This is a genomic window from Streptomyces sp. NBC_01485, from assembly GCF_036227125.1.
Lineage (GTDB): Bacteria > Actinomycetota > Actinomycetes > Streptomycetales > Streptomycetaceae > Streptomyces.
The window spans coordinates 5,979,710-5,994,727 of sequence record NZ_CP109435.1; the positions used below are offsets into that span (position 1 = coordinate 5,979,710).

Genomic DNA, 15,018 nt, shown 5'->3' on the forward strand with positions numbered 1-15,018 from the left:
TCAGACCTCCAGGAGGTGGAGGACGTCGGTGAGGTGGCGGCGGACGGCTTTGATGTAGGCGGGGTCGGTGGCCGGGTCGTTGATCCAGCGGATGGACTGCTCCATGAACCACTCGACGGCCCACATGCGGTGCCAGCCCAGCGCCCACTTCTCGGCGGGAAGTCCGCCCCGTTCGGTGAGGGCGTCGGGAGTGCCACCTTCGGTGACGTATGTCTCCAGGAAGACCCGCAGGCGTACGGGGTCAGGGGTGTCGAGGGTGCCGTGCCAGCTGGCGAGGTCGAGCAGGCCGGGGCCGGTGAAGGCGCGGGCGAAGTCCAGCAGCCGCCAGCCGTGTCGGCCGATGTGGAGGCTGGTGGGGTGGAATTCGGAGTGCACCCAGCCGAACGGGGACACCGTCGTACCGGCCGAGCGTGCTTCAGATGCCTGGGCGGTGCGGTCGAGGGCGTCTTCGATGTCGTCCGTGTCCTGCCACCGCTCCGCTTTGCGGAGCTGGCCGAGGTGGTCCAGGGCCCGGCTCGGAAGTCGGCGCAGCCCTTCCTGATCGAGGACCGGCAGGGCGGCGGCGGTGCGGGTGCTGTGCAGGACGACAGCCGCGGTGGCGCCGTCGAGGTCGTCGGCCTCGCGGGCGGCAGGGCCGAGGTCCTCCAGCAGCATTCCGAGCCAGCCGTCCACGACCGCGGACGCGTGAACGGCAGGCACCGGGACACCAAGAGTGCGTGCGAGCCGGAGTGCCTGGTCCTCTCTGTCGAACGGCTTCTTGGCGTACTTGAAGACGGCGGTGGTGCCGTCGGTGAAGGTCAGGCGCTCGACGCCGGACATCGACCACACCCGCACCTCCTCGCGCGCAGCGGTGGACCGGCCTGCGATGGTCAGCAGGTTGTCCAGGAGATCGGCGTTGAGGCTCGTTTCCATCAGGGGCTCCAGTGCTGTTGGCGGCGTCCGGGGCGGGCGAGAGGTGTCGGCCCGCCCCGGAGCCAGGGCTGTGGTGCTACGCGGCAGGGTTCACGCGGTGGGCGTAGACCCGCTCGATCCATCCGGCCTTGAAGGCGGCGAGGTCGTCGCGGAAGACGGCCATCGAGGCACCGTAGGGCGCAACGACGCCGCCGGACTGGTCCGGCACGGACTGGCAGCCGTGCACGAGCCGTCCGCCGAGGGCGGCGTGGGCCTTGATGGACTCGATGCGGCGGTGCTCGTTGAACCAGCCGCCGTGGTAGACCTCGTCGAGCAGTCCGCCCGTCTCGTCGTCCAGGTCGAAGACGACGGAGGTGGCGGCGGGGAAGAACCAGCACGGGCCGACGTTGGAGATGCGCCCGTCCAGTTCGACCTTGTTGAGCGCCATCAGCGTGGCCGCCTGGCGCAGCATCCGCAGGTGGTCGGCGGTGATCTGCGGCAGACCGAGGCCGGCGAGGTGCTCGTCGCGGAAGAGGTAGGCGTACACCTCGTAGGCGGTGGCGAGCACTTGGGCGGCGTCCGAGGTGGACTCGGCGTGGGCCTTGATGAACTCCAGCGCGAGCTGCTCGACCGCGCTCTCGGTCGTCTCCTCCGCCTCCAGAAGCTGGGACTTGACCAGCTCCCAGTCGGCGACGAGCCACGTGCTGGACTCGAAGCGGAAGAAGTACTCGGCCGGGTCGATGGTGATGCGCCGGCCGTCGACCTGGATGCCGGGCAGGCGGCTCCAGCGCTCGTCGAACGCCTCGGGCAGTACGGCCGTGATGGCCGCGGTGTCGATGGTGGTCACCGTATCTCCGTCTCTGATCGGCCGGGTCCGGGCACAGGAATGCCCGAACCCGGTGTAGGCGTAAGGAACTTCGGGGGCCGCCCGGCCGAAGGGGGAGCCTGGTCACGGTGTCGGACCGGGGCCGGGCGGCTGATGATTAGTGAACACTCCATCACGCACAGTGGGTACGGTGAGAGGCAGTTGAAGCGGTATACGCGGTTTACAGTCCAGGACGGGAGGCGATCGTGGCAGCGCAGAGAGAACCCAACTCCCGCCTGCGCGACACCATCGACGCGATCGGCTGCACGTACGAGGCCCTGGCCAGGGACGTCCGGCGCGTCGCGGCCGAGAACGGCGAGATCCTCCAGACCAACAAGTCGGCCGTCTCCCACTGGGTGAACGGCACACGCCGGCCCACCGGACGGACCCGGCAGTACCTCGCCGAAGTGCTTTCCCGACGGGCAGGCCGCACCATCACCCAGACGGAGATCGGCCTCCGTGCATCAGATGTCGAAGGACCGGACGAACGGGATCCCGTCCTAGCCGCCACTGACCTGGGCCGCGCCGACGTGGAGCGTCGCCGCTTCCTCGCGGTGGCCGCCTTCACCACCGCCGGCGTCGCCATGCCACTCGCCCATGACCACGAGGCCACCGCCCGCATGCTCCGCGCCCGCACCGGCACGTCCGTCGTCGGGGCTGATGACGTGGACGTCGTACGCCAGATCACCGCAGCCTTCAGCGCCGCCGACGAACGCCTCGGCGGCGGCCACGGCCTGACCACGGTCACCGCCTACCTCGCCGACACCGCCGCACCCATGCTCCGAGGCCGCTACCCGAGCGAAGCCTTACGCCGGGCGGCCTTCGGCGCCGTGGCCGAACTCGCCTACCTCGCAGGCTGGAAGCACCACGACCTCGGCCAGGAAGGCGCCGCCCAGCGCTACTACCAGGTCGGATACCAACTCGCCTGCGAAGCCGATCCGCACGGCCACGCCGCCTGGATGATGCGCGCCCTCGCCCACCAAGCCCTCAGCCTCAAGCAACCCCACCACTGCGTCGACCTCGTCGAAGGCGCCCTACGGCGGGGTCTCGGCCACGTCGACGGCCAGACTGAAGCCCTGCTCCACATCACCCACGCCCGCGCCTACGCCGCCGCCGATGAGAAGCCCGCAGCGGCCCGCGCCCTGCTCGCCGCCGAGGACGCCCTGCTCCGCGACGACGGCCCCCAGCCCAGCTACTCCCGCGTCAGCGGCCCTGCGGCCGGCACCGTGGCCAGCCACACCGCCCGCACGCTCACCGACCTCGCCGACCACGTCGGCACCGAACAGCAGCACCGTGACGCCCTGATCCGGTGGGACCCCGAGAAGTACAAGCGTGTCCACGCCCTCACCCACGCCGACCTGGGCGACAGCCTCGCCGTCCAAGCCCGCGCCGACGAGGCTGTCGCCGCTTGGTCCCAGGCCTTGACCCTCATGGAAGGCATGACCTCCGACCGCACCCGCAAGGCGATCACATCGCTCCGATCCACCCTCTCCATCTACCAACGCCGCAAAGTGCCGGGAGCCGCCGAACTCGCCCGCCGCGCACGCGAAGCGCTGGCCTAAGCTGCCCACCAACCGGCCGACGAAAGGACCCCAGCCGTGGCTCAGCGGACAACCGACGACCAGCCCAAAGCCCTCAAACCCGCCCTCGAATCCATGACGCTGCTCGTTGCCGCCGTCATCGTCCACGATCAGGCCACCAACAGAGTCGTCCTCCTCCAGCGCAGCCAGAACGCCAAGTTCGCCCAGGGCATGTGGGACCTCCCCGTCGGCAAGAGCGAACCCGGCGAACCCATCACCGAAACCGCCGTACGCGAGCTGTACGAAGAGACCGGTCTGACCGTGAAGCCGGAGTCCCTGAAGGTCGCCCACATCATCCACGGCGCTTGGGGCGTCGAAGCCCCCAACGGCTTCATCACCGTCGTCTTCGCTGCCCACGAATGGACCGGAGAACCTGAAAACCGCGAACCACGCAAACACGCCCAGGTTTGCTGGGTCGATGCGGAGGCCATCCCTGAGGAGTTCGTCGACACCACCGCCAGCGCGCTCCACCGCTACTTGGCGGACGGTCCGCAGGTCTCGCTCGACGGTTGGCGCTAGCCTCGCCGTTTCGCCTGGGTACGGCGGCTGTTGCGGCGGAAACGCGAAAGTGCCTTACTGAGGGGTTCTGTCGGTCCAGGCGGAGGGCACTTTCCACGTGCAGGGTATCGGGTTGCGTCCCAAGATCCATGTCAGAGGGCGGTATGAGGCCTGATGCCCGATTCTTCGTTTCGTGCGGGACGAGCGGGCAGGCCGTAGCGACGCTGGTTCTCGGGTACGACGTCTCGGCGAATGGTGACCTTCTCGCAAAGGTCGCTGACCTCGCCTGGCAGCGCTTGGCCTTGCGTGCGGGCACCGATGAGTTGCGCGCGCCCGTACGGTCTACCGATCGTGGAAGCGACGACACCCCCCGTACTCGTACTGACCGGCCCCGTCACCCGAACCCAGGTGGCAGGGCTGGCCGACGCCGTGCGGGTGCTGCTGGAGAGGGGCGGGGGCGGAGGTGGGGACGGGACCGGGGTCGTCGTGTGTGATGTCGGTGGGGTCGGGCCGCCGGGGCTGGGTGTCGTCGAGGTGGTGGCGCGGCTTCAGCTGGCTGCCCGGCGGGCCGGAGGCCGGATACGGCTCCGCGCCGCCGAGCCCGCCCTACGCGCCCTGCTCGATCTCGTCGGGCTGGCCGTCGAGATCGAGGGGGAGGTGGAGGGGGAGGCCGAAGAGGGGGAACCAGCGTGGGGTGTCGAGGTAGAAGTGGAAACCGGTGAGGCGGCCCTCTGAGATCTCCAGGATCTGGATCGCCCAGGGGGAGTGGCCGCCCCGCTCCGGGTCCGGCTTGTACTGGGCGAAGCCCGGCAGGCCGTTGACCTGGACCGGCAGCAGGCGCGAGCCCTCGCAGGCGGAGCCGATCGTGGTCATGAAGCCGGTGATGTCGTCGTGGCCGGTCAGCCACAGGTCGAACGGCGGCATCGTCATGATGGCGTCCTCGTGGAGGAGGGCCGTCAGCGCCGTCATGTCGTAGCCCTCGAAGGCCGCCACATAGCGGTCGAGGAGTTTCCGCTGCTCCTCGTCCAGCGGGTTCGACACCGCCGCGTCCGCCCCGGCGGCCTCCCGCTCGGACAGCGTCGCCCGCGCCCGCTGCAACGCGCTGTTGACCGAGGCGACCGAGGTGTCGAGCAGCTCGGCGACCTCGCTCGCCTTCCACGCCAGCACCTCCCGCAGGATCAGCACCGCCCGCTGCTTCGCCGGGAGCTGCTGCAACGCGGCCATGAAGGCGAGGCGCACCGACTCCTTCGCGACCGCCGCCTCCGCCGGGTCCTCCACCGTCGGCAGCACGCGGGCGTCCGGCATCGGCTCCAGCCAGGTGTTGTCGGGGCGGGGGGAGAGGGCCGCCCGGGCGAGCGGGGTGGCCTCGGAGAGGTCCATCGGTCTGGCCCGCTTGTTGCCGGCCGTCAGCATGTCCAGACACACGTTCGTCGCGATCCGGTACAGCCACGAACGCAGACTGGAACGGCCCTCGAACTTGTCGTAGCTCCGCCAGGCGCGCACCAGGGTGTCCTGCACCGCGTCCTCCGCCTCGAAGGAGGAGCCGAGCATGCGGTAGCAGTAGCCGGTCAGCTCTGTCCGGTACTTCTCCAGTGCGACGTCGAGGTCAGTCGTCGTCGCCGTGCTGTCACCCATCGTCCACCCACCCCTGTGGCCGTTCTGTCGCGCGCCTTCGCGCCCAGCACTTCGGAAGCTACCGCAGCGCACTGACAATGGCCCGCCGAGTAGACAAAGGCCCAGGTCAAAGGCCCGAGTCGCAGGGGGAGTGATCAGGCTGCGACGAGGGTCCCGCGGCGGGCCGCCCGGGTCCCGAGCACCGTGATCGTCACGACGCCGAGCACCGCCAGGACGCCCACGCCGACCGTGCCGGCCCAGCCGCTCGCGTGGAAGGCCATCGCGCCGACCGTGGAACCGGTGCTGGAGCCGATGTAGTACGCGGACTGGTAGAGGGCGGAGGCCTGGGCGCGGCCCGTCGTCGCCGTCTTGCTGACCGCCGACGACGCCACCGCGTGCCCCGCGAAGAAGCCCGCCGTGATCAGGACCAGGCCCAGCAGCACCAGGGCCAGCGACTCCGAGAGCGACAGCAGCAGGCCCGACGCCGTCGTGCCGCCCGCCAGGTACAGCGCGCCGCGCCGCCCCAGCCGGCCGACCAGCCGGCCCGCCGTCGACGCCGACACCGTGCCCACCAGGTACACCAGGAAGATCGAGCCGACGACGCCCTGCGGGAGCGAGAACGGCGCCTCCGTCAGGCGGTAGCCGATGACCGTGTACACGCCGCCGAAGACGGTCATGAACAGCGCGCCGATCGCGTACAGCCGCCGCAGCAGCGGGTCGGCGAGGTGGTCGCGGACCGTGCGGGCCAGGACGCGGGGCGCCAGGGAGCCCGTCCTGAAGTGCTTCGGCGCCGGCAGCAGCAGCCGGAAGGCGACCGCGCAGGCCACCGCCAGCGCGCCGATCACGCCGACCGCGACCCGCCAGCCCCACTCCTGCGCGACCCAGCCGGTGATGACCCGGCCGCTCATCCCGCCGACACTGTTGCCCGCCACGAACAGGCCGATCGCCGTGACCAGCGCCTTCGGCCGGACCTCCTCCGCGAGATACGCCGTCGCCGACGCCGGGAGCCCGGCCAGCGCCGCGCCCTGCACCGCCCGCAGCACGACCAGCGCGCCCAGGGACGGAGCGAAGGGAACCAGCATCCCGACGGTCACCGCGACCGCCAGCGAGGCCGTCATCACCGTACGGCGGCCGTAGCGCTCGGAGAGGGCGCTCATCGGCAGGACGAACAGGGCCAGTCCGCCGGTCGCCGCCGCGACCGTCCAGCTCGCCTCGCTCGCCGCCACCCCGAAGTCACCGGAGATCAGCGGCAGGAGCGCCTGCGTCGAGTACAGCAGGGCGAAGGTCGCCACCCCGGCGAGGAAGAGCGCGAAGCTCATCCGGCGGTAGCGGGGATCCCCCGGAGCCATACGGGTGTCGGAGGAGGCGGAGGTGGCGGGAACGGAGGAGGCGGCGCCCACGATCGTGGACGCCCCGGTACTGGCGGGAGACATGCCTCGAAACTACGTACGGCCCCGGTCATCCGTCCAATGCATGGAATCGCCATAATCGTTCCCATGGTGCATCAGCAGAGGTCAGAGCCCCACCTGTCACCGTCCAGTGACACAGAAGACATGGTGATGTCGCTGGCGCCCCGGCTCGCGTACTTCGCCGGGGTCGCCCGCACCGAGCACGTCACCCGGGCCGCGCAGGAGATGAACGTCCCCCAGTCGACCCTGTCCCGGGCCATGGTCCGCCTCGAACGCGACCTGGGCGTCGACCTGTTCGCCCGCCGGGGCCGCACGGTCTCCCTCACCCCCGCCGGCCGCACCTTCCTCACGTCCGTCGAACGCGCCCTCGCGGAGGTCGGGAAGGCCGCCGACGAGGTCCGGGCGGACGCCGACGCGGCCACCGGCAAGGTCGCGTTCGGCTTCCTGCACACCATGGGCGCCGAGACCGTCCCCGGCCTGATCCACGCCTTCCGCGCCGACCATCCGCGCGTCCGCTTCAGCCTCGTCCAGAACTACGGCGAGGCGATGATCGAGCGGCTGCGGACGGGCGAGCTGGACCTCTGTCTGACCTCGCCGGTCCCGGACGCCCCCGACCTCGTCGCCCGCCGCCTCGACGAGCAGAAACTGCGCCTGGTCGTCCCCGCCGACCACCGCCTCGCCGCCCGCAGACGCGTCCGCCTCGCCGAGGCCGCCGACGAGACCTTCGTGACCCTGGAACCCGGCTACGGCCTGCGCCGCATCACCGACGACCTCTGCAAGGAGGCCGGGTTCCGCCCCCGCGTCGCCTTCGAGGGGGAGGAGGCGGAGACCCTGCGGGGCCTGGTGGCGGCGGGCCTGGGCGTGGCCCTCCTGCCACCGCCCGCCGTGGCCCGCCCGGGCGTGGTGGAACTGACGGTGACGTCCCCGAGGGCGGCCAGAGAAATCGGCGTGGCCTGGCTGGACGGCCACCCGGACACACCCCCGGTGGCCGCCTTCAAGAAGTTCCTCCTGTCGAGACGCGGCAACCTGCTGCCGACCTAGGGGCTCCCAACCAGGGGCGCGACGAACGGCGCGACCGGCCACCACGCACCCGCGCCCCGAAAACAACCGCACCAACCTGTCGCTACCGCCGCAACGACCGACCGAACCCCACAGCCAACGGCATCCGCAACCCCAACGGCGGCGGAGCCGCCAGCGCGTCCTCCACCGGCCGCGCGAACGCCCGCCCGAACAACGCCCCCATGACGAAGTCCTCGGCCAGCGCGAGAACTTCCCCCCGGTACTGGTGCAGCCGATGCCCGTCGGAGTGCACCTCGAACCGGCACACGTCCCGGTTCGCCTTCTTCGCCCGCGTGGCGAGCCGGAACGACAACTCGGGATCGCAGCGCTCGTCGTTCGTGCCGTGCACGATCAGCACCCGCCGCCCCGCGAGCTGCTTCACCGGTTCGGGTGGCGCGGCCATGTCCTCCTCCGGCAGCCAGGGAGCCACCGCCAGGACGGAGTTGACGGCCTCGTGACCCCCGGCGCGCAGCGCGGCCCGCGCGCCCATGCCGACGCCGGCCAGGCAGACGGGGACGTCCCCGTAGCGCCGTACGATTTCGTCGGCGGCCCAGGCGGCGTCGGCCGCGAGATGTGCCTCGCTGCCGTTCCAGCCCCGGTAGCGGTAGTGCACGGCGTGCACGGCGAGGCCGCCGTCCTCGCGCCCCGCCCGCGCGAGCCTGCGGCCCAGGCCCCGGACGGAGGCGGCCGACCACACGGGCGAGGGTCTGCGACTGGACACCTCCTCGCCTCCCGGAAGCAGCAGCACCGCCCCGCTCACCGCCGTCGGCTCCGGGCCGAGCGCCCTTCCCAACCGGGCCGTCCGAACCGGCTTCACGTCCTGTCGCATGACAGAACAGTGTCAGAAGCGCACGTGTACTCCACCCGTCCGTGCGGTCACCGTTACATATCGGCGGAGTTGTACAACGCGCGATCTACGCGCGTAGGAGTTAGAGTGCGGAAATGACGAGCCAGAGCATTCAGGCGGGCATCACTCCGAGTTCTGACCAGATCCGGCGGGCGCCCAAGGTTCTGCTGCACGACCATCTCGACGGCGGGCTGCGCCCCGGCACGATCGTCGACCTCGCCCGGGACGCCGGGTATGCCGGGCTCCCCGAGACCGACGCCGACAAGCTCGGCATCTGGTTCCGGGAGGCCGCCGACTCCGGTTCCCTGGAACGGTACTTGGAGACCTTCTCGCACACCGTCGGGGTGATGCAGACCCGCGACGCGCTGGTGCGGGTCGCCCGCGAGTGCGCCGAGGACCTCGCCGAGGACGGCGTCGTCTACGCCGAGGTGCGGTACGCGCCCGAGCAGCACCTCGACGGCGGCCTGAGCCTCGAGGAGGTCGTCGAGGCCGTCAACGAGGGCTTCCGGGAAGGCGAACGGACGGCCCGGCGCAACGGGCACCGCATCCGCGTCGGCGCTCTGCTGACCGCCATGCGGCACGCGGCCCGCTCCCTGGAGATCGCCGAACTCGCCAACCGCCACCGGGACTTGGGAGTCGTCGGCTTCGACATCGCGGGCGCGGAGGCCGGTTACCCGCCCACCCGGCACCTCGACGCGTTCGAGTACCTCAAGCGCGAGAACAACCACTTCACCATCCACGCGGGGGAGGCCTTCGGGCTGCCGTCCATCTGGCAGGCCCTGCAGTGGTGCGGCGCCGACCGGCTCGGGCACGGGGTGCGCATCATCGACGACATCGAGGTCGCCGCCGACGGCGGTGTGAAGCTGGGGCGGCTCGCCTCCTACGTCCGCGACAAGCGCGTCCCGCTGGAACTGTGCCCCTCCTCCAACCTCCAGACCGGAGCCGCCGCCTCCTACGCCGAGCACCCCATCGGACTGCTGCGCAAGCTCCACTTCCGGGCCACCGTCAACACCGACAACCGGCTGATGTCCGGCACCAGTATGAGCCGGGAATTCGAGCACCTTGTCGACGCGTTCGGTTATACGCTCGACGATCTGCAGTGGTTCTCCGTCAATGCTATGAAGTCGGCATTCATTCCTTTCGATGAACGCCTGGCCATGATCAATGACGTGATCAAGCCCGGTTATGCGGAACTGAAGTCCGAATGGCTGTTCCAGCAGACCGCCTCCACCAGCGGATCTGTGGCCACAGAGGGCTGACGGCGGGGTATTTCGGGGCGCGGGATGTGGACGGGTGTTCACCATCCGTCCGCATTTCGATGTTTGCCGCCGACCCCTTTCCGTGTTTACGGTCGAGAACCGCTCAGTCAGTTCCCCGTATCCCATTCGAGGACGCATTCATCATGAAGCAGTCTGCTGCCAAGACCCTCGGTGTCGCCGCTCTCGGTGCCGCCTTCGCCGCCGTCGGTGCGGGTGCCGCGAACGCCGCCCCCGCCGTGCCGGACGCCACGCAGGCCCTGGACGGCATCACCAGGACGCTGCCGGCGGAGAACGTGTCCCAGGCGCTGCCCGGCGCCGGTGAGGCGCTGTCGCAGGCCCAGCCGGCGCTCGGCGCGGGTCTGGCCGCCGCGCAGCCGGTCGCCGAGAAGCTGCTCGCCGAGGGGCCGACCGCGCCCGTCGCCGGCCTGCTCGGCGGTCTGCCCCTGAAGGGTCTGCCCACGCACGGCCTGCCGGTCAACGGCATCCCGCTGGGCTGAGCGGCACCGCCCCCGTCCTGTCACGTCGCGTCACGCATCACGCCGTTGGGGCGCACCCGGTGATTCCGGGTGCGCCCCAACGGCGTCGGTGTGGACGGCGGTCACCAGGCCACGCGTGCCTTGCCCTCCGAGGGGAGCAGGATCCACAGCGCTATGTAGAGCAGGAACTGCGGGCCGGGCAGCAGGCACGAGAGCAGGAAGATCACGCGCATCGTGGTCGCGGAGGTGCCGAAGCGGCGGGCCAGCGCGGCGCACACTCCGCCGATCATGCGGCCGTTGGTGGGGCGGGCGAGGCTGGACATCTGCGGCTCCTTCGTGAGCGTCGGTCGGAGGCGGCCTGTGCGGCTGCTCCATCTGACGTCGACGCTACGGTGACGAAGGGGGACGAAGCGTCGCTCTACGGGGCGACCCCGACCCTGGGAATCCTCGGGGTCCGACCCTGAGGCGCCTCCTCCTGACGGAACGGGGCCCGGCCCCGCTGCTCGTCCCTGCGGCGCAGCCACGCGCGGACCGCCGGTACCACCGCGACGTGCGCGAGGGCCACGCCCACGGTGTTCAGCAGCATCGAGTCGACGTCCACGACCTGCCCCGGCACCCCGGTCTGCAACAGCTCGATGCCCAGCGACAGCAGGGCGCCCGCCGTGACCGTACGGATCAGGGAGGCGAGCGGCGAGACGCGGAGCCTGCCGTGCACGAGCGGCAGCAGGACGCCCAGCGGGGCGAGCAGCCCCAGCCCCGCGCCGATCCGCCGGGCCGCCTCGGGCCAGCCCAGCGCCAGGTCGGCGCGGATCCCGGCGAACGGGTGGAGGTTGGCGGGCATCACCCAGGGCACGTTCACCGGGCGCAGCGCGACCCAGGCGACGAGCATGAGATGGGCGGCCAGGAGAACAATCCCGGTCGCTCGGATGCGGATCGCGGCGCTGCCGCCGATGGAGCCTTGACGCTGCACGCCCCCCAAGACGCGCCCCCCGGCACGATCGGTTCCGGCCCACCCCGTGAGGCGTCCACCACACCCCGCGAACCCCGCTCAGCCGCCGTCCGCCACCGCCGATGACGGGGGCTCCGCGCTGCCGGGGCGGGTGCGGACCTCGTCGGTGCATTCGTAGCGGCGCAGGGGGTCGGGGGCGGGGCCGGCCAGGATGACCCCGTCGCCTTCGGCGGCCGCCGAGTCGGAGAAGGTGCAGACGAGCTGGGCGAGGGCGTAGGAGGTCAGGCTGCCGGGCGAGGTGCTCAGGCGCAGGGCGTCGTCCGGGTCCTTGGGGCTCGGGCCGCGCACCGACATGCCGCCGCGTACGTCCGTCGTGTAGCCGGCCGCCTTCTCGGCCGCCGACGGCGACTCGGCGAGCTGGTCGAGCAGGCCCTGTGCCACCAGCGCGCGCCGCGCGGAGTCCGCCGTACCGTCCGGCACCCGCACCGACCGGTCCACGGCCACCAGCGACGAACCGCACAGCAGGAACACCTGCACCGGCACGCCCGCGCGGCCGGACTGCGCCGTCACGTCCGGCTCGGGGAGCGAGCAGCGGGCCCGGGAGGGCGCGGCCCCGAAGTCGGTCGGCACCTCGGTCGCCCGGATACCGCAGCCGGAGACCAGACCGGTCAGCAGCCCGGCCAGCACGGGGACGGTGAGCAGCCGTCGTCGTACGGTCGTCGTCGCGCGGCCCATCGGCACTATGCCTCCCCCTTGTCCTGCACGGCCTTCTCGCCCTGCCCGCCGACGACCTCGCCGTCCTCGACGACGTCCTCGCCGTCCGGGTCCGTCAGTTCGGCGTTGTCCTGGGGGAGGCGCAGGGTGAACACCGCGCCGCCCTCCGGGGAGTTGGCGGCGGTGATCCCGCCGCCGTGGATGTGGGCGTTCTCCAGGGCGATGGACAGGCCGAGCCCGCTGCCCTCGGAGCGCGGCCGGGAGGCGCTCGCCTTGTAGAACCGGTCGAAGACGTGCGGCAGCACCTCCTCGGGGATGCCCGGCCCGTGGTCGCGCACGGAGATGACGACCGCCGCGTCGTCCGCCTTCGACACCGACACCCGCACCGGCGAACCGCCGTGCTTGAGCGCGTTGCCGATGAGGTTGGCGAGGATGACGTCCAGCCGGCGCGGGTCGAGAAGGGCGTAGATGCCGCGTTCGGCGTCCAGGTCGACCGCGTCGAGCCAGGCGCGCGCGTCGATGCAGTGGGTGATCTGGTCGACGACGTCGACGTCGTCCAGGACCAGCCGCGCCGTACCGGCGTCGAAGCGGGTGACCTCCATCAGGTTCTCGACGAGGTCGTTCAACCGCCGTGTCTCGCTGACCACCAGCCGCACCGCCGGCTCGATCATCGGGTCGATGCTGCCCGACTCGGCGTCGAGTTCCTCCTCCAGCACCTCCGTGACGGCGGTGATGGCGGTCAGCGGCGTCCGCAGCTCGTGCGACATGTCGGCGACGAACCGCCGGGAGGCGTTGTCGCGGGCGGCCATGTCGTCGACCCGCTTCTCCAGCGCCTCGGCCGTCCGGTTGAACGTCCGGGAGAGATCGGCGAGTTCGTCCGTCCCCGACACCCGCAGCCGCGTGTCGAGCCGCCCCTCGCCGAGCCGGCGCGCCGCGACGCCCAGCCGGTGCACCGGCTTCAGGACGGTCGTGGCGGCGGCCTGCGCGAGCAGCGCGGCGCCTATCAGCGCGAGCCCGGTCGCGATCCCCAGCGACCAGGCCAGCGAGTTGAGGTCGTCCGCCTCCGGCTCCAGCGACTTGCGCATGTACCCGGTCGGGCCGCCCCCGAGGACCCTCGTCCCGGCCACCAGATACGGCGTCCCGTCGTCCACGACCCGCTGCCAGTACAGGTGGTACGGCGACTTGTTGCCGGCCGTGACGTCCTGCTGCCGGTTCACCGCCGTCCGCAGCGACTCGGGCACGTCCTCCAGCGAGAACCCGCTCAGCCCGCCGGAGTTGCCGTACACGGTCGTGCCGCCGGCGTCCGCGCCCACCAGCAGCACGCTGAAGCGCTGGCTGCTGGTGGCCATCTGCCCGGCGGTGTGCTGGAGTTCGTCCTGCGAGGGATGCTCGGGCAGCGAACCCGCCCGGTTCTGCATCTCCTGCTCGAAGTCCCGCAGCACCGCCCCCTGCGTACGGCTCAGCACCGCCTCGCGGTTGAGCCAGTACGCGATGCCGGACGCGGACACGGCGGCGGTCAGCGCCACCGCCCCGAACACGACGACGAGCCGCAGCCGCAGGCTCGTGAAACGCAGCCGCGACAGTCTCGTCGTTCTTCCCCTGCGCGCCGCGAACCAGCCGCGGAGCCCCCCCTGCGGCTGTGTCACTGAGGGGCGTCCAGGCGGTAGCCGACGCCACGCACGGTACGGATCAGGACCGGGGACGACGGCACGTCCTCCACCTTGGCCCGCAACCGCTGGACGCAGGCGTCCACCAGCCGCGAGTCACCGAGGTAGTCGTGCTCCCACACCAGGCGCAGCAACTGCTGCCGGGACAGCGCCTGCCCCGGCCGCCGGGACAGTTCGAGCAGCAGCCGCAGCTCGGTCGGGGTGAGTTGCAGATCCTCGCCGTTCTTCGTGACCGTCATCGCCGCGCGGTCGATGACGAGGCTGCCGAACGTCGCCGAGTCGCTCGACTCCCGCTCGCCGCGCCGCAGCACGGCCCGGATCCGGGCGTCCAGCACCCGCCCCTGAACGGGCTTGACGACGTAGTCGTCGGCGCCGGACTCCAGCCCGACCACGACGTCGATGTCGTCGCTGCGCGCGGTGAGCAGGATGATCGGCAACTGGTCGGTGCGCCGGATGCGCCGGCACACCTCGAAACCGTCGATGCCGGGCAGCATCACGTCCAGCACGATGAGATCCGGCCGCTGCTCGCGCAGCAGCTTCAGACCGTCCTCACCGCTGGCAGCGGTGGCCACCCGGTGTCCCTGGCGCGTCAGTGAGAGCTCCAGGGCCGTACGGATGGCGTCGTCGTCCTCGATCAGCAACAGGGAAGGCACGGGCTCATTCTGGCCCATGAGGGGGCTGTCGTTCGACCTGTGGGGCGGGGTCGAGGCGCCAGAGGGACGTGGTTTCCGCGGCGCGGGCGGCATACAGGGGGTCGGACCCGTCCCGCGCACGCCGGTGCCGGGGCCGTACGCCGGTCCGGACCACCACCCGCGGACCTGCGGTGACCTGCGGTTTCGACGAGCCCGAGCCGCTCGCCCGGGGTCCGCGGACCGAGCGGGTCGCCCACGTCGGACAGGGCCGGCCGGTCCTCCCCGCCCGACCGCAGGTGCTCCACGAGACCTGCCAGGAACCGCCGCAGCATCCCGCCGCCCGGGCGGCCACCGCGGGTCAACTGCCGTACTGCGGACGGCTGTGGGCGGTCTGTGGTGTTGCCGTGACAGGCCCCTGTGACAGGTCTGTGACAGTCGGCGGACACCGCCATGAAGTGACCCGGGCAATCTTTTCGACACGGGCAAGGCGGCGCGGAGCACAGGAGCGAAGCCGGGCCGGAGCAAGACGCAAGACCGCAGGACGCGAGACCGAACACC

The 15,018-nt window shown here is 71.4% G+C and carries 15 protein-coding genes and 1 pseudogene; 6 read left to right on the plus strand and 10 right to left on the minus strand.

Translation table 11 applies throughout. The features are described from left to right. Both OG352_RS27160 and OG352_RS27165 read right to left on the minus strand, forming a co-directional pair. Entirely contained in the window at positions 1-912 is a 912-nt protein-coding gene (locus tag OG352_RS27160; protein ID WP_329220444.1) for a phosphotransferase family protein, read from the minus strand. A 76-nt stretch (positions 913-988) separates the two neighbouring features. Beyond that, positions 989-1,738 carry a hypothetical protein gene (locus OG352_RS27165; RefSeq protein WP_329220446.1) on the minus strand — a complete coding sequence of 250 codons (750 nt, stop codon included), beginning with the start codon at positions 1,736-1,738 and terminating at the stop codon, positions 989-991. Positions 1,739-1,962: 224 nt separating this feature from the next. On the opposite strand from OG352_RS27165, the gene OG352_RS27170 reads away from it, so the two are divergent. The 3 genes and pseudogenes from OG352_RS27170 to OG352_RS27180 form a co-directional block, all read left to right on the plus strand. Beyond that, positions 1,963-3,318, plus strand: coding sequence for a tetratricopeptide repeat protein (locus OG352_RS27170; RefSeq protein WP_329220447.1), 1,356 nt, complete (start codon positions 1,963-1,965; stop codon positions 3,316-3,318). A gap of 36 nt (positions 3,319-3,354) precedes the next feature. Then, the gene (locus OG352_RS27175; protein ID WP_329220448.1) at positions 3,355-3,855 is read left to right on the plus strand and encodes an NUDIX domain-containing protein; all 501 of its coding nucleotides are present in this window, start codon (positions 3,355-3,357) and stop codon (positions 3,853-3,855) included. Positions 3,856-4,152: 297 nt separating this feature from the next. Next, positions 4,153-4,410, plus strand: a pseudogene (locus OG352_RS27180) (STAS domain-containing protein); the annotation flags it as partial. Positions 4,411-4,440: 30 nt separating this feature from the next. Here the strand turns inward: OG352_RS27180 and OG352_RS27185 are convergent. Together OG352_RS27185 and OG352_RS27190 are read right to left on the minus strand one after the other, a co-directional pair. After that, the gene (locus OG352_RS27185; RefSeq protein ID WP_329220449.1) at positions 4,441-5,469 is read right to left on the minus strand and encodes a sigma-70 family RNA polymerase sigma factor; all 1,029 of its coding nucleotides are present in this window, start codon (positions 5,467-5,469) and stop codon (positions 4,441-4,443) included. A gap of 134 nt (positions 5,470-5,603) precedes the next feature. Then, positions 5,604-6,881, minus strand: a complete 1,278-nt coding sequence (locus OG352_RS27190) for an MFS transporter (protein ID WP_329220450.1) — start codon at positions 6,879-6,881, stop codon at positions 5,604-5,606. Between the two features lie 63 nt (positions 6,882-6,944). Here OG352_RS27190 and OG352_RS27195 point away from each other — a divergent pair, with 63 nt between their 5' ends. After that, on the plus strand, positions 6,945-7,898 hold the full coding sequence (locus OG352_RS27195; RefSeq protein WP_329220451.1) for a LysR family transcriptional regulator: 954 nt from the start codon (positions 6,945-6,947) through the stop codon (positions 7,896-7,898). 82 nt (positions 7,899-7,980) lie between these two features. On the opposite strand, the gene OG352_RS27200 is transcribed toward OG352_RS27195, so the two are convergent. After that, positions 7,981-8,745, minus strand: a complete 765-nt coding sequence (locus OG352_RS27200) for an alpha/beta hydrolase (protein ID WP_329220452.1) — start codon at positions 8,743-8,745, stop codon at positions 7,981-7,983. Positions 8,746-8,858: 113 nt separating this feature from the next. Between OG352_RS27200 and OG352_RS27205 the strand changes: the two genes are divergently transcribed. Together OG352_RS27205 and OG352_RS27210 are read left to right on the plus strand one after the other, a co-directional pair. Continuing rightward, complete coding sequence (locus OG352_RS27205; RefSeq protein WP_329220453.1) at positions 8,859-10,022, plus strand: adenosine deaminase; 1,164 nt, start codon at positions 8,859-8,861, stop codon at positions 10,020-10,022. A 143-nt stretch (positions 10,023-10,165) separates the two neighbouring features. Further along, entirely contained in the window at positions 10,166-10,519 is a 354-nt protein-coding gene (locus OG352_RS27210; protein WP_329220454.1) for an ATP-binding protein, read from the plus strand. A 101-nt stretch (positions 10,520-10,620) separates the two neighbouring features. Here the strand turns inward: OG352_RS27210 and OG352_RS27215 are convergent, their stop codons facing one another. The 5 genes from OG352_RS27215 to afsQ1 form a co-directional block, all read right to left on the minus strand. Next, positions 10,621-10,821: a PspC domain-containing protein gene (locus OG352_RS27215; RefSeq protein WP_329220456.1), complete on the minus strand. Its 201-nt coding sequence runs from the start codon at positions 10,819-10,821 to the stop codon at positions 10,621-10,623. 95 nt (positions 10,822-10,916) lie between these two features. Then, a complete protein-coding gene (locus tag OG352_RS27220; protein ID WP_329220458.1) occupies positions 10,917-11,468 on the minus strand; it encodes a VanZ family protein in 552 nt (183 codons plus the stop codon). 78 nt (positions 11,469-11,546) lie between these two features. Continuing rightward, the gene (locus OG352_RS27225) at positions 11,547-12,182 is read right to left on the minus strand and encodes a hypothetical protein (protein WP_329220459.1); all 636 of its coding nucleotides are present in this window, start codon (positions 12,180-12,182) and stop codon (positions 11,547-11,549) included. 5 nt (positions 12,183-12,187) lie between these two features. Beyond that, positions 12,188-13,807, minus strand: coding sequence for a HAMP domain-containing sensor histidine kinase (locus OG352_RS27230; RefSeq protein WP_329220460.1), 1,620 nt, complete (start codon positions 13,805-13,807; stop codon positions 12,188-12,190). Then, positions 13,804-14,481 (minus strand): two-component system response regulator AfsQ1, encoded by a 678-nt coding sequence (gene afsQ1 / locus OG352_RS27235; protein WP_028807033.1) that lies wholly within the window; start codon positions 14,479-14,481, stop codon positions 13,804-13,806. Before afsQ1 ends, OG352_RS27230 begins: the two co-directional genes overlap by 4 nt. Positions 14,482-15,018: the final 537 nt, after the last annotated feature.